The 13,696-nt window shown below is 74.2% G+C and carries 12 protein-coding genes; 1 reads left to right on the forward strand and 11 read right to left on the reverse strand.

Annotated elements, in window-relative coordinates:
* Positions 1 to 30: 30 nt before the first annotated feature.
* Genes N1F89_RS11790 through N1F89_RS11810 form a run of 5 tightly spaced genes read right to left on the reverse strand, consistent with a single transcriptional unit; the run spans position 31 to position 6,647 of the window.
* Positions 31 to 615, reverse strand: a complete 585-nt coding sequence (locus N1F89_RS11790) for an amino acid synthesis family protein (RefSeq protein ID WP_290084290.1) — start codon at positions 613 to 615, stop codon at positions 31 to 33.
* Between the two features lie 2 nt (positions 616 to 617).
* A complete protein-coding gene (locus tag N1F89_RS11795) occupies positions 618 to 1,511 on the reverse strand; it encodes a UPF0280 family protein (protein WP_290084291.1) in 894 nt (297 codons plus the stop codon).
* A complete protein-coding gene (locus tag N1F89_RS11800; protein ID WP_290084292.1) occupies positions 1,508 to 3,052 on the reverse strand; it encodes a 6-hydroxynicotinate reductase in 1,545 nt (514 codons plus the stop codon). Before N1F89_RS11800 ends, N1F89_RS11795 begins: the two co-directional genes overlap by 4 nt.
* Positions 3,049 to 5,790 carry a molybdopterin-dependent oxidoreductase gene (locus N1F89_RS11805; RefSeq protein ID WP_290084293.1) on the reverse strand — a complete coding sequence of 914 codons (2,742 nt, stop codon included), beginning with the start codon at positions 5,788 to 5,790 and terminating at the stop codon, positions 3,049 to 3,051. Before N1F89_RS11805 ends, N1F89_RS11800 begins: the two co-directional genes overlap by 4 nt.
* A complete protein-coding gene (locus N1F89_RS11810) occupies positions 5,787 to 6,647 on the reverse strand; it encodes an FAD binding domain-containing protein (RefSeq protein ID WP_290084313.1) in 861 nt (286 codons plus the stop codon). Before N1F89_RS11810 ends, N1F89_RS11805 begins: the two co-directional genes overlap by 4 nt.
* Before the next feature lie 181 nt (positions 6,648 to 6,828).
* Between N1F89_RS11810 and pncA the strand changes: the two genes are divergently transcribed.
* On the forward strand, positions 6,829 to 7,428 hold the full coding sequence (gene pncA, locus N1F89_RS11815) for a bifunctional nicotinamidase/pyrazinamidase (RefSeq protein WP_290084294.1): 600 nt from the start codon (positions 6,829 to 6,831) through the stop codon (positions 7,426 to 7,428).
* A gap of 11 nt (positions 7,429 to 7,439) precedes the next feature.
* Here the strand turns inward: pncA and N1F89_RS11820 are convergent, their stop codons facing one another.
* The 6 genes from N1F89_RS11820 to N1F89_RS11845 form a co-directional block, all read right to left on the reverse strand.
* Positions 7,440 to 8,147: an ABC transporter ATP-binding protein gene (locus N1F89_RS11820; RefSeq protein ID WP_290084295.1), complete on the reverse strand. Its 708-nt coding sequence runs from the start codon at positions 8,145 to 8,147 to the stop codon at positions 7,440 to 7,442.
* Positions 8,148 to 8,151: 4 nt separating this feature from the next.
* Complete coding sequence (locus N1F89_RS11825; protein ID WP_290084314.1) at positions 8,152 to 8,883, reverse strand: ABC transporter ATP-binding protein; 732 nt, start codon at positions 8,881 to 8,883, stop codon at positions 8,152 to 8,154.
* Positions 8,880 to 9,842, reverse strand: coding sequence for a branched-chain amino acid ABC transporter permease (locus tag N1F89_RS11830; protein WP_290084296.1), 963 nt, complete (start codon positions 9,840 to 9,842; stop codon positions 8,880 to 8,882). The genes N1F89_RS11825 and N1F89_RS11830 overlap by 4 nt, the downstream gene beginning before the upstream one ends.
* Positions 9,839 to 10,720, reverse strand: coding sequence for a branched-chain amino acid ABC transporter permease (locus N1F89_RS11835; protein WP_290084297.1), 882 nt, complete (start codon positions 10,718 to 10,720; stop codon positions 9,839 to 9,841). Before N1F89_RS11835 ends, N1F89_RS11830 begins: the two co-directional genes overlap by 4 nt.
* 81 nt (positions 10,721 to 10,801) lie before the next feature.
* The gene (locus tag N1F89_RS11840) at positions 10,802 to 12,106 is read right to left on the reverse strand and encodes an ABC transporter substrate-binding protein (protein WP_290084298.1); all 1,305 of its coding nucleotides are present in this window, start codon (positions 12,104 to 12,106) and stop codon (positions 10,802 to 10,804) included.
* A 133-nt stretch (positions 12,107 to 12,239) separates the two neighbouring features.
* Entirely contained in the window at positions 12,240 to 13,691 is a 1,452-nt protein-coding gene (locus N1F89_RS11845) for a hypothetical protein (RefSeq protein WP_290084299.1), read from the reverse strand.
* Between the last annotated feature and the right edge of the window lie 5 nt (positions 13,692 to 13,696).

Raw genomic sequence — 13,696 nt, forward strand, 5'->3', positions numbered from 1 at the left:
CCGGCAGCTTCGCCTTCAGGCCGATGGCGCTCATCGCAGCCCGTCCTCGCCGCGCACGTCGGCGGCGGCCAGCCCGCCCATGCGCGCGTGCACGCGCGGCCCGCAGGCCATGGCGAGGCAGAAGACGATCTCGTCGGGCCGCGGACCGTCGGCGAGGCCGACCTCCATGGCGTCGAAATGGCTGCGCACATAGGCGGCGTTGATGTGGCCGAGCGGCACGTCAAGCCGGGCGCCGAAGCCGCCGACCTTCTTGGCCGAGGGCACGATGGCGCGGGCGTCGCCGAGCCGCTCGCGCATCGCGTAGCCGCCCGGAACGTGCCACAGCGCGCCGTGCTCGAGCTCGCCGGCGGTGCCGACGATGGCGCCCTTGCCGTAGCCGTCGATCGCCGCCGGATCGCCGCCGAGCGCGGCGATCAGCCGGTCGGCGAGCGCCAGTCCGAGCGGCTTGAGGGCGTCCATCGCGCTTTCGAGCTCGGCGACGTGGCGCCCGGCGAAGGGGTTGGCGACCAGCGCCATGGCGGCGGCGCGGCGACGCGGCTGCGCCGGCGGCGGCCCGCCCTCGTGGCGGATCTCCTCGATGAGCAGGGCGGTCTTGCGGAGGGCGAAATCGGGCATCGTCAGGTCCTTTCGAGCGCCCGGCGGGCGCGGGGCCGGCCGGCGGCCGGCGGCACGGAGAAGGCCGGCGCGCCGCACAGGCGGCTTTCGCCGGCGAGAAACAGCGCGGCGGCGACGATCAGGCCGCGCCGGCGGCAGGCCTCGGCCGCGGCCAGGCCGCGCGCCAGCGCCGCGGCGACGGCGGCGCGCGGCAGCGGGCCGACGGCCCGCGTCACCGGGCGGTCGCCGAGGTCGCTGTCGGGGTCGATCCGTGTCGCCGGCAGGCGGACGATCGCCGGGTGGCCGGGCAGGTCGACGGCGTTGGCGATCAGCGTCGCGGCGACGTCGGCCTGCGCGGCGCTCGCCGCCAGCACGGTGACGGCGTCGGCGATGCCGAGCGAGAGCGAGCGGCCGCGCCAGCCGCTGGTGGCCAGCCCGCGCACCGGCTCGGCCGCGGCAATGCGCACGCGGTCGGCGAAGCCGTGGCCGGTGCCGGCGATGGCGGCGTCGATCTGCGTGCCCGGCGCGAGGTGGAGCGCGACGTCGCCGCCATTGTTGACATAGGCGCGGTCGAGCCGCCGGCCGGCGACCATGGCGGCGAGCACTGCGTCGGCGACGGCGCCGGCGACGGCGGCCATCGGCGTGGCGAACACCGGACGGTGCGCGGCGGCGGCCGCTTCCATGCGCGCCGCCACCGGGCCGGCGAAGCGGCGCGGCGGGTCTTCGGCCGGGCGGCGCAGCGCCGGCAGCTCGGCGACCAGCTCGGCGAGCAGGCCGGCAAAGCGGGCCGCCGCCTGGTCGTGGGCGGCCGCGCGCTCGCGCGGCGCGCCGAAGGCCTCGACGACGAGGTCGATCGGGCCGTGCCGCATGCGCAGCCGCCGGCCGTCGGCCAGGGGAACGATCTCGGGACCGCTCATCGCCCGCCCTTCGTACCGGCGCCGGGGCCGAGCGCGCGCGCCGGCGGCCACGGGTTGCCGCGCGGGGCGGCGGCCGGGCGGCGCGGGTTGTGGTACTCGCCGCCGGCCGCCAGCACGTCGTCGAGGTTGCGGATGGCGCCGGCATGGCCGCCCAGGCCGAGATAGGCGTCGCGCCGCAGCGTGAACTCGATCGGCGCCACCAGCGCCGGCGTCGGCACCGAGCCGAAGGCGTTGTCGGGCATGCGCGTCACGTCGACCATCAGCGTGATGCCGCCGCCCGGCCAGACATGGACCGGCGCGCCGCCGCAGGTGACATAGGTCTCCAGGCCCTGCACCGAGCGCGTCAGCGCGACCGGGTTCTGCGTCACGCCGGCGCGCAGCGAGCCGCCGGCGCCGGCCATGAACAGCACCGAGCACAGCGCCGGCTCGCAGTTCTCGTCGATCCGCGCGACCGATGTCCGCAACCGCTCGGGAAACGGCTTCTCGACCGGCTGCAGTGCCGCGTCGAGCTCGTAATAGGCGTATTCCTCGCCGGTGGTCGAGACCATCAGCAGCGACAGGCCGGGCCGCGCCCCCTTCCTGGCGTCGAACGGGCCGAGGATGTCGAGCGGGTCGGCGAGCGTCGTGCCGCCCCAGCCGAGCCCCGGCTCGGAGACCCGGAAGTAGCGGCCGGGCGTCGAGCGGCGGCCGCGGATCCTGATGCCGGTGTCGGGCCAGCCGAGCACCTTGCCGGCCTGGTGCTCCGACACGACGCCGGTGATGTGGTCGTCGACCACCACCACCTCGTCGACCAGGCCGTGCCACTGGGCGGCGAACATGCCGATGGTGGCCGAGCCGCAGCCGACCCGCATGCGCGCCTCGCGGCGGCCGTCGATCAGCGGCGCGGCGCCGGCCTCCACGACGACGGTCGAGCCGCCGTCGACGGCGAGCTCGACCGGTTGCTTGTTGCACAGCGCCAGCAGCGTCGCGCATGTGGCGCGGCCTTCCGCCTTGGAGCCGCCGGTCAGATGCCGCACGCCGCCGAGCGACAGCATCTGCGAGCCGTATTCGGCCGTCGTCACGTGGCCGACCGGCTCGCCGCCGGCGCGCACGGTCGCCGTCTCGGGGCCGAGATGGCGGTCGGTGTCGATCTTCACCTTGACGCCGCAATAGGAGAAGATGCCCTCGGTGACGACCGTCACCAGGTCGACGCCCTCGACCTCCTGGGCGACGACGAAGGGGGCGGGCTTGTAGTCGGGATAGGTGGTGCCGGCGCCGATGGCGCTGACGAAGCGGCGCGCCGGGGCGACCGGCGAGCCGTCCCACGGCGTCTCGTCGGCGGCGAAGGAGACCAGCGCCTCGCCGGCCTCGCGGGCGTGCTCGAGCACGAGGACGGGATCGGTGCGCACAATGCGGCCGCCGAAATTGCCGTAGCGGTCGCAGGCGCCGGTGCGGCCCTCGGCGATGTAGCACATCACCGGGCAGGCGTCGCAGCGCAGCTTGCCGCCGGCCTCGCGCGCGCCGCCGGTCCCGGGCTCGAAGCGTTCCGACAGCTCGCTCATCGCTCGTCTCCGACGGCGCGGATCGCCGCCAGCACCCGGGCGGGCGTCGCCGGCAGGGTGGTGACGGCGGCGCCGGTGGCGTCGCGGATGGCGTTGAGGATGGCCGGCGCGGTGGGGATCAGCACGTGCTCGCCCAGCCCCTTGGCGCCGAACGGGCCTTCCGGGTCCGGCACCTCGATCAGGATCGTCTCGACCGGCGGCACGTCGCCGATGGTCGGGATCAGGTAGTCGTGCAGGTTCTCGGTGCGGCCGGGCACGTATTCCTCCATCAGCGCCATGCCGATCCCCTGCGCGATGCCGCCCTCGATCTGGCCTTCGGCGAGCAGCGGGTTGATGGCGCGGCCGACGTCGTGCGCCGCCGTCACCCGGACCGGCCGCACCGTGCCGAGCCGGGTGTCGACGTCGAGCTCGACGAGCTGCGCGCCGTAGCCGTAGACGGCGTAGGGCCGGCCCTGGCCGTCGGCGTCGAGCGCGGTGGTCGGTGGGTCGTAGGTCTCCTCGGCGCAGAACACCAGCCCGGTCCCGTCGGCCGGCAGGTCGCCGAGCGCCAGCCGCCGCACGGCCTCGCCCTCGCGCAGGACGAGCGTCGCGCCGTCGAGCGCCAGCGCGGCACCGTCGGAGACGTTGGCGTAGCGCAGCACGGTCTCGCGCAGCGCGCGGCCGGCGCGCTCGGCGGCGCGGCCGGTGATGAAGGTCTGGCGCGAGGCCGAGGTCTTGCCGGCGTCGGGCGTCAGCGCGGTGTCGGCGCCGACCAGGCGGATGGCGGCGAGCGGCAGGCCGAGCGCGTCGGCGGCGATCTGCGCGATCACCGTGTTGGCGCCCTGGCCGATGTCGACGGCGCCCTGGTGCAGGCGGACCGTGCCGTCGGCGGCGATGCCGATGCGGATCGTCGAGGGGTTGGGCAGCGCGGTGTTGCCGCAGCCGTACCAGCAGGAGGCGATGCCGACGCCGCGCCGCACCACCGGGCCGGCCGCGTTGCGGGCGGCCGCTTCGGCGTTGGCGCGGCTCCAGTGCGGCTCGAGCGCGGCGAGGCAGGCGTCGATGCCGACGCCGGCGAGCACCTGGCCGCAGGTCGTCGCGTCGCCGTCGCGCAGCGCGTTGCGCCGGCGCAGGGCCAGCCGGTCGATGCCGAGGGCGTCCGCCAGCGCGTCGTAGAGCGTCTCCTGCAGCATGGTCGCCTGCGGCACGCCGAAGCCGCGGAAGGCGCCGGCGACCGGCCCGTTGGTGTGCACCGCGCGCGCCGTCGCCCGGTAGGCGGGCGTGCGGTAGGGGCCGGAGGCGTGCACCGGCACGCGGTTGGCGACCGTCGGCCCCCAGCTCGCATAGGCGCCGGTGTTGAAGGTGCCGTCGAACAGCATGCCGGCGATGCGGCCGTCGGCATCGGCGGCGATGGTCGCCGTCATGCGCGCCGGGTGCCGCTTGGTCGTCGCGGCCATCGATTCGGCGCGGCTGAAGGCGAGCGCGGCCGGCCGGCCGGTCTTCAGCGCGACGAGCCCGATCAGCGGCTGCAGCGACAGGTCGAGCTTGGAGCCGAAGCCGCCGCCGGCGGCCGTCGGCACGATGCGCACCCGCTCGACGGGCAGGCCGAGCACGGCCGCCGTCTCCTCGCGGTCCATCGCCGGCGCCTGGGTGCAGGCGGCGATCACCAGCGTGTCGCCGTCCATGTGCGCGACGCCCGCCTCGGGCTCGATATAGGCGTGCTCGACATAGGCGGTGTCGAGCGATCCCGACACGCGCACCGCCGCGCCGGCGATCGCGGCCTGCGCGTCGCCGCACACGACGCGGCCGTTCACCAGCACGTCGTCGGGGCGCCCGGCGTGCAGCGGCGCGCCATCGGGCGGCATCGCGTCGGGCGTCAGGCCGTGCGGCAGCGGCTCCCAGTCGACGGGAAAGCCGGCCGGATCGAAGGCGGCGACGGCCTGCGGCGCACCGGCGACCAGCGCCACCGCCTCGCCGCGGAAGCGCACGCGGTCCTCGGCGAGCGCCGGCTGGTCGGCGAAGGCGGCGATGACGCCGAAGCGGTTGCGGCCGGGAATGTCGGCGGCGGTGAAGACGGCGGCGATGCCGGGATGCGCGGCGCGCCAGGCTTGCAGATCGCCGAAGCGGAAGCGGGCGTGCCAGTGCGGCGCGCGCACCACGCGCACGGCCAGCGCGTCGGCCGGCCAGCCGTCGGCGCCGAAGCGCTCGCTGCCCAGCACCTTGGCCAGGCCATCGAGGCGCAGCGGCGAGGCGCCGACCGCGCCGCCGGCCGGCAGGGTGGCGGCGTCGACGGCGGTCGCGTTGGCGTTCATCACCGCGGCGACGATCTTGCGGTAGCCGGTGCAGCGGCACAGGACGCCGCCCAGCGCGTCGGCCACCGCGGCCTCGTCCGGCTGCGGCGTGCGCGCCAGAAGCGCGGTCGCGGCGACCAGCAGGCCGGGCGTGCAGATGCCGCACTGTGCCGCGCCGTGCCGCAGGAAAGAGGCCTGCAGCGCCGAGACCGCGCCGTTCGACAGCCCCTCCACGGTGGTCACGCGGCGGCCGGCCGCCTGCCGGGCCGGCACCAGGCAGGCGCACAGCACCGCACCGTCGACGAGCACCGAGCAGGCGCCGCAGTCGCCGGCGTCGCAGCCGACCTTGGTGCCGGTCAGGCCGAGCGGCCCGCGCAGCACCGCCGACAGCCGTGCGGCAGGCGCGGCCTCGACCGTCACGGCGCGACCGTTGAGCTCGAAGGCGATGGGCGCGGGCGCGTGGCTCATGCGGCCTTACCCGCATCGCGCGGCGCGCCGGCCAGGCGCACGGCGCGGGCGACGATCTCGCGCACGGCGGCGCGGCGGTAGTCGGCCGTGCCGCGCACGTCGTCGATCGGCGCCAGCTCGTCGAAGGGATGGGCGGCGACGGCGGCGTCGCTGTCGGCGCCGGCGGTGCGGCCGGCGAGCGCGGTCTCCAGCCTCGCCAGCCGCCGCGCCACCGGCGAACAGGCGCCGACGGCGATCGCCGCCTCGGCGATGCGGCCGGCGCCGTCGAGCGTGAGGCGGGCCGCGACCATGGCGATCGCGATGACGAGATAGCGCCGCGCGCCGAGCTTGAGGAAGGCGGAGCGGCCGCGCGCCGCCGCCTTCGGCACGCGCACCGCGACCATCAGCTCGTCGCCGGCCAGCGCGGTCTCGCGGTTGCCGCGCAGGAAATCGGCGAGCGGCAGCCGCCGCGTGCCGGCCTGCGAGGCGAGCTCCACGGCGGCATCGAGCGCCAGCAGCGGCGGCACGCCGTCGGCGGCCGGCGAGGCGTTGCACAGGTTGCCGGCGACCGTGCCGGCGTTCTGGATCTGCACCGAGCCGACCTCGCGGGCGGCCTGCCGGAGCGCGTCGAAGGCCGGCGGCAGGTCGGCGGCGAGCAGCGCGCTCCAGGTGGTGCGCGCGCCGATGACGATGTCGCCGTCGCTCTCGGCGATGCCGCACAGGGCTTCGAGGTCGTTGAGGTCGAGCACGTCGTCGGCGAGCGGCCGGTCGCCGAGCGCCGGATAGACGTCGGTGCCGCCGGCCAGACACCGCCAGCGCCCGTCGGCGAGCAGCGCGAGCGCCTCGGCGACGGTGGACGGTCTGGCGTAGCGCGGCACCCGGCTCACCCTGCCTCCCGCGGCCCGAATTTCATTCGTATGCAAATGATATCAGCGGCGGGCGGCTTGTCAAAGCCGTCCGCTTCGGGCCACGTTGCGCGCGATTCCGCCCCGAACGCCGGGCCATGCGCCGCCGGCGCGGACGACAGGACGGACCGTGGCGCAGCCGATGGAGGACGCGATGAGCCGAGAGGCCCTGCTGGTGATCGACGTGCAGTATGATTTCTGCCCCGGCGGCGCGCTGGCGGTCGCGGACGGCGATGCCGTCGTGCCGGTGATCAACGGCCTGATCGGCCGCTTCGACCACGTCATCCTGACGCAGGACTGGCATCCGGCCGGCCATTCCAGCTTCGCCTCGAGCCATCCCGGCCGGCAGCCCTTCGACACGGTGGCGATGGCCTATGGCGAGCAGACGCTGTGGCCGGATCACTGCGTGCAGGGCACGCGCGGGGCGGCGTTCCACGACGGGCTCGAATGGACCAAGGCCGAGCTCGTCATCCGCAAGGGCTTCCGGCCCGAGGTCGACAGCTACTCCGCCTTCTTCGAGAACGACCACGAGACGCCGACCGGGCTCGCCGGCTATCTGCGCGAGCGCGGCATCGGGCGGCTGACGCTGGCCGGGCTGGCGACGGATTTCTGCGTCGCCTATTCGGCGCTCGACGCGGTGCGCGCCGGCTTCGCGGCGACGGTGGTGATGGAGGGCTGCCGGGCGATCGACCTCGGCGGCTCGCTGGCGGCGATGACGGCGCGCATGGAGGAGGCGGGCGTCACGCTGGCCTGAGGCCGCTGCGCTCAGCCGACGCCGACGTAGCGGTGCACCAGGTCGGGGTCGGCGCGCAGCCGCTCGACGTCGAGCGTCTCGCGGTTGCGGCCGTTCTCGATGAAGGCGACGCGGTCGGCCACCGGCAGCACGGCGTCGACGCGCTGCTCGACCAGGACGGTCGACACGCCGCGCGCGCTCAATCCGGCCACCGTCTCGCGGATGCGCGCGATCATCGCCGGCATCAGCCCCTCGGTCGGCTCGTCGAGCAGGAGCACCTGCGGCTCCAGGCACAGCGCGCGGGCCATCGCCAGCATCTGCTGCTCGCCGCCCGACAGGGTGCCCGAGACCTGGCGCAGCCGCTCGCGCAGCACGGGAAACAGCGCCAGCACCGCGTCGCGCACGGCGCGCCCCTTGCCGCGCGCCATCAGGCCGATCTCGAGGTTCTCGGCCACGGTGAGCTCGGCGAACAGGCGCCGGCCCTGCGGCACATAGGCGACGCCGGCGGCCGGCACGGCGTGGGCGGGCAGCGCCGTCAGCTCGACCGCGCCGAGGCGGATCGTGCCGGAGCGCACCGGCACCAGCCCCATGATCGCCTTGAGCGCGGTCGTCTTGCCGGCGCCGTTGCGGCCGAGCAGGCACAGCACTTCGCCCTGGCGCAGCGTCAGCGAGACGTCGTGCAGCACCTGGACGTTGCCGTAGAAGCAGTTGATCCGATCGAGTTCGAGTGCGGCCGCCATCGCCTCAGCCCCCCAGATAGGCCTGCTGCACGGCGGGATCGGCGCGGATCGCCGCCGGCTCGCCCTCGGCCAGGATGCGGCCGGACTCCATCACGGTGATGCGGCCGGCGAGCTCCATGACGACATGCATGTTGTGCTCGATCAAGAGCACCGTGGCATCCTCGGCGATCTCGCGCACCAGGGCGATGAAGGCGGCGATCTCGCCGTCGGACAGGCCCTGCGTCGGCTCGTCGAGGATCAGCAGCCGCGGCTCGAGCGCCAGGCCCATGGCCACTTCGAGAAGCCGCTGGTGGCCATAGGACAGGTTGCCGGCCAGGGTGGCGGCGTGGCCGGCAAGGCCGACGCGGGCGAGCGCCCGGTCGACGCCGGCCTCGAGCCGGGCGCGGCCCGGCCGGCCGGCGCCGGCGTCGAGCAGCCTGCGCTGCACCGACAGCGCCACGTTGTCGAAGGCGGAAAGGCGGGCGAAGACGCTGGTGATCTGGAAGGTGTAGGCGATGCCGGCGCGCACGCGCCGGTGCGCCGGCATGCCGGTGATGTCGCGCCCGTCGAAGACGACGCGGCCGGCCGACGGCGCCAGGCGGCCGCAGATCAGCCCGACGAATGTGGTCTTGCCGGCGCCGTTGGGGCCGATGATGGCGCGGATCTCGCCGGCCGGCAGGTCGAAGTCGACCTCGTCGACGGCGCGCAGGCCACCGAAGCTGCGCGACAGGCCGCGCGTCGACAGCAAAGGCGTCACGGCAGCCATGGCAGCCACCGCTCGCGCAGCGTGCCGACCAGCCCGCGCGGGAAGTAGAGGATGAGCAGGATGAGGGCGAGGCCGACGACCAGCAGATAGGCCGAGGTGTAGCCCGAGGTGACGTCGACGACGTAGAACATCGCCAGCGTGCCGACGATCGGTCCGAGCGTCGTCGCCGCGCCGCCGAGCAGCACCCACAGCAGCGGCAGGATCGAATACTGGATCGAGGCGAAGCCGGCGCCGACATAGCCGAACAGCAGCGCATAGGCCGCGCCGGCGGCCGCGCACAGCACGCCGGAGACCGCCACGGCGGCGAGCTTGTTGGCGAACACGTCATAGCCCAGCATGCGCATGCGCTCCTCGTTCTCGCGGATCGCCACCAGCGTGCGGCCGAACGGCGCGCGCACGATCGCCACGGTGGCGGCCAACGCCGCGGCGAACAGCGCCAGCGCCAGCAGGTAGCGCGTCGACGGGTCGGTCGGGTCGAGCACGGCGCCCGGCAGGGCGATGAAGCGGTCCTCCGGTGCCAGCACCAGCCCCTCCTCGCCGCGCGTGTAGGTGGTGAAGTAGAGGGTCAGCAGGTAGATCACCTGGGCGAACATCAGCGTCACGATCATGAAGGCGACGCCGGTCGTCCTGAGCGCCAGCACGCCGACGGCGAGCGCCAGCGCCAAGCCGGCCGCCAGGCCGGCGGCGAAGCCGGCCGGCGCCGGCCAGCCGAGATGGTAGACGGTGAGCCCGGCGCCGTAGAGCCCGGCGGCGAAGAACATCGCGTGGCCGAGGCTGAGCAGTCCGGTGTAGCCGAACATCACGTTGTAGCCCATGGCGAAGACGGCGAGCACCAGGATGCGCGAGAAGACGCCGCGGTGGTACTCCGGCAGCAGCCAGTTGAGCGCCAGCAGCAGCAGCACCAGGCCGAGGTGCAGCGCGACGATGCGGGCGAGCCCGTCGGTCCTCATCGCGGCGCCGTCCCGAACAGGCCCTGCGGCCGGAAGACGAGCACCAGCGCGACGAGCAGCGTGGCCAGCATCTTGGCGAGCGTCGGCGAGAAGAACACCGAGATGATGCCGTCCGACAGGCCGATCAGCACCGCGGCGAGCACCGTGCCGCGCAGCGAGCCGAGGCCGCCGATGATGACGACGATGAAGGACAGCAGCAGCGGGTCGAGGCCCATCAGGTAGTGCGCCTGCTGGATCGGCACGATGAGCACGGCGGCGATGGCGGCGAGCCCGGCGCCGAGCGCGAAGACGCCGGCATAGACGCGGTCGACGGGAATGGCGAAAGCCTGCGCGGTCTCGCGGTCGTACTGGGTGGCGCGCATGAGAAGGCCGGCGCGGGTGCGCGTGAGCATCAGCCAGGTGGCCACCACGAGCAGCGCGGCGACGGCGATGACGAACAGCTTGTAGCCGGAATAGCCGAACCAGGGCAGCGTGACGCGGATCGAGAACGGCGCCTCGACCGGCCGCGCCTCGGGGCCGTAGAAGGTCAGCGCGAGCTGCTGGATGATGTAGAGCAGGCCGATGGTGGCGACGATGGTCGCCTCCGGCTCGTAGGACAGCCGGCGCAGCACCAGGCGCTCGGCGGCGAAGGCGACCGCGGCGACCACCAGCGGGCTGACGACGAGCGCGGCGAGGAAGCCGACCGCCGGGTGGCCGCCGACGATGCTGGCGACCCACCAGGCGACGACGGCGCCGAGCATGAAGAACTCGCCATGCGCGACGTTGACCACCCGCATGACGCCGAACACCAGCGACAGGCCGAGCGCCATCAGCGCCAGCACCGCCGACGTGACGAGGCCTTCCAGCGTGGCCAGGAGAAGGTGCGGTCCGAAGGACATTAAGGCGGGCGTCGGCAGGCCGGCGCCGCGCCCGCCGCCCGCGGCATGCGCCGCCGGACGGAGGACGCGGCAGCCGCCGGATCAGAAGGGCTGCGCGGTGTAGTCGGCCTCCGGCTCGTAGAGCCCGTCCTCGATCGAGGTGCGGTGGACGACCTTGAGGGCGCTGTTCTCGACCAGCGAGATGTTCTGGTGGCCGAAGCACTGGTGCAGCTTGCCGTTGAAGCGCTTGGCGCCCTGCGGGTGGTTGATGCCGGCGTCGAAGCCGCTCATCGCCTCGGTCGCCTCGATCACCTTGGCGCGGTCGTCCGGCCCCTTGTAGTCGGCCATCTCCATCGCCGCCTTGATGACGTAGAGCGTCTCCCAGCAGCCGAACATATGGGCCGCCGTCGACACGTCCTTGGGATCGTCGAGACTGGCGCCGCTGTCGTCGATGCCGACGGCCTCGCGATAGGCGCGCTCGTAGTCCGGCATGTCGGGCTGGGCGTAGCGCGCCATGCCCTCCCAGAAGTGGCTGCCCTCGAGGAACTCGAGCCCCGGGCTCGACAGCGCCACGGCCTCGAGCGAATCGATGAAGCCGAAGAGCGCCGGTCCGCCGGAGCCGAAGAAGTCGCCCATCTCCTTGACGAAGGTCAGCACCGCGGGGCCCACCATGACGTGGTAGATGACCTCGGTCTCGGAGGGGATCTGCGGGAAGTAGCGGGTGAACGAGCTCTCGGTCGGCGGGATCGGCACCTTGGCGATCACCTCGCCGCCCTGCGCGGCGATCGCCGGCTCGAAGAAGTCGCGGTGATCGTGGCCGAAGGCGTAGTCGGGATAGATCATCGTCACCTTCTTGCCGAGGTTGCCGGAGATCCACGGCGCCACGGAGGTGACCTGCGAGCGCACGTCGGTGATGCCCGGCTGCACGACCCAGCGGTTCAGCCGGCCGGAGGCGACGTGGTAGCCTTCCGACACGACGTAATAGGGCATCTTCAGCTCGCCGGCGGCCGGCGCCGAGCCGGTCACCACATGCGAGAACAGCGTGCCGTAGACGATGTCCGTCTTGTGCTGGTTGGCGAACTTCTCGACCACCTCGGCGCCGCGCGCGGGATCGGTGCCGTCGTCCTCGACGACGATCTCGACGGGGCGGCCGTTGATGCCGCCCTCCTCGTTGATGCGGGCGACGGCGGCCTCGGTGACGCGCTCGTACCAGCGGCCATAGGCCGCGCCGATGCCGGTGCGGTGGGCCTGGAAACCGATGCGGATCGGCTCGGAGGACTGCGCCTGCGCGTAGCGCACGAAGCCCGGCCCGAGCGCCAGACCGGCGGCCGCGCCCATGCCCTTGAGCGCGCCGCGCCGGGTCAGTCCGCCCGCACGGCGCGCGCCCTTGCTGCCAATGTCCGTCATGCCCCTTCCTTTCGATGCTTGTCTTCGTGGCGGCCGCTGCACACCAGGCGCGCGATCCCGCCACCGGAACGCGGCGGACTCAACCACCATTCCGGCGGCATGGCAATACGGCCTGACGCCGGGTAAGGCGGCTTTACAGTCCGGTCGGGGCGGCCAACAGCCACAGGCCGAACGTGGTGTAGGCGACCATCAGCACAGCCAGCGGAAGCTGGCTGAGCGCGGCCCGGCGGGCGTCGCCGTAGAGGCGGAAGGCCATCAGATGGGCGAGCACCACCGCCAGGACGTGGCCGCCGACGATCGCGGCGGCCTGGAGGTTCCAGACGATCCAGGCGGAGTCGGCGCCGATGGCGATGCCGGCGCGCACGTGCAGCGCGGCCGTGCCGAACAGGTTCCAGCCGCGTGCCAGCGGGTCCGACAGGGCGGCCAGCGCGTACTGGCCGTTGACGGCGAGCACCACGAGATAGTGGGCGACGTGGTAGGCGAGCGCGATCGGCACGATCGACCAGACGAGCAGGCCCGCCTGGGCGGCAATCGGCGGCCCGCCGCCGGCCAGCCGGGCACCGAGCGCGACCGCCGCGAAGAAGGCGCCGGCGAGCGCGGCGAACATGGCGAGCAGGCCGCCGGTGTTGTGCGCCATGACCGCCGAGCGGCCGGGAAACTCGAGCGGATTGACGCCGATGGCGGCGAGCCAGGCGAAGGTCGCCATCAGCCCGTCGAAGGAGACGGTCGACAGCGCCAAGAGCAGGAACAGCGCGCCGTCGACCGGCAGCGGCCGGGCGCCCGAGAGCTGCGCGCCCGGCAGGCACAGGGCGAGCCGGCGCCGGCCGGCGCGGCCGGCGCGGCTGGTCTCGACGACGGCGAGCCGGGCGATCATGGCGAAGAAGACCGACAGGAACTCGACCCGTCGCGTCCAGGCGCGGTAGCCGAAGGCAAGCGTGCCGGCGAAGGTGACGAACCAGTAGCCGGCGACGGCGCGCGCCAGGCGCTCGGGATCGTCCGGCGCGGGATCGACCAGCTCGAACCAGGCGAAGGCGAGGAAGAACGCGATGGCGCCGGCATGGCCGAGCCGGCGCGGCAGGCGCAGCGGCGGGCGGGCGCGTCCCGTCAGCCGGCGGGCGAGCCGGCTCGCCAGCCGCCAGGGGCCGTACCACGGGTTGAGCCAGGCCCACAGATTGCCGACCAGGCCCTGCAGCACCGTCAGGCCGACCCACAGCAGCGTCCACACCGTCAGCGGCAGCGGGTTCGACAGCGGGTCGCGGCTGCCGGTGAAGCCGGCGAGCACCAGGCCGCACAGCACGAGGAACGACAGGCCGGAGACGAGCGCCCGGCCGCGCGGCCGGCCGGCGGCGAGCGGCAGCCGGCGGCGCGCGGCCGCCAGCAGCGGCGCCGGCGGCAGCAAGGCGAGCGCCAGGAAGCTGATCGCCACGGCCAGCCCGCCGCCGAACAGGTAGTAGTCGGTCGGCAGCAGCAGCACGAAGCCGCGCTCGGCGGCATGGGCGTGGGCGGCCTGCGGCTGCAGGACGAGCGCGGCGGCCGCGGCGAAGGCGAGGCGGCGGATGGCGGGGCGGCTGGGTGGGCGGCGCATGGCGC

This window comes from Aquibium sp. A9E412, from assembly GCF_030398335.1.
Lineage (GTDB): Bacteria > Pseudomonadota > Alphaproteobacteria > Rhizobiales > Rhizobiaceae > A9E412.

Bases quoted from the DNA above. Each gene is read 5' to 3' on its own strand.
- N1F89_RS11790 (WP_290084290.1), bottom strand. From the start codon at position 615: ATGCCCGATTTCGCCCTCCGCAAGACCGCCCTGCTCATCGAGGAGATC.
- N1F89_RS11795 (WP_290084291.1), bottom strand. From the start codon at position 1,511: ATGAGCGGTCCCGAGATCGTTCCCCTGGCCGACGGCCGGCGGCTGCGC.
- N1F89_RS11800 (WP_290084292.1), bottom strand. From the start codon at position 3,052: ATGAGCGAGCTGTCGGAACGCTTCGAGCCCGGGACCGGCGGCGCGCGC.
- N1F89_RS11805 (WP_290084293.1), bottom strand. From the start codon at position 5,790: ATGAGCCACGCGCCCGCGCCCATCGCCTTCGAGCTCAACGGTCGCGCC.
- pncA (WP_290084294.1), top strand. From the start codon at position 6,829: ATGAGCCGAGAGGCCCTGCTGGTGATCGACGTGCAGTATGATTTCTGC.
- N1F89_RS11820 (WP_290084295.1), bottom strand. From the start codon at position 8,147: ATGGCGGCCGCACTCGAACTCGATCGGATCAACTGCTTCTACGGCAAC.
- N1F89_RS11830 (WP_290084296.1), bottom strand. From the start codon at position 9,842: ATGAGGACCGACGGGCTCGCCCGCATCGTCGCGCTGCACCTCGGCCTG.
- N1F89_RS11835 (WP_290084297.1), bottom strand. From the start codon at position 10,720: ATGTCCTTCGGACCGCACCTTCTCCTGGCCACGCTGGAAGGCCTCGTC.
- N1F89_RS11840 (WP_290084298.1), bottom strand. From the start codon at position 12,106: ATGACGGACATTGGCAGCAAGGGCGCGCGCCGTGCGGGCGGACTGACC.
- N1F89_RS11845 (WP_290084299.1), bottom strand. From the start codon at position 13,691: ATGCGCCGCCCACCCAGCCGCCCCGCCATCCGCCGCCTCGCCTTCGCC.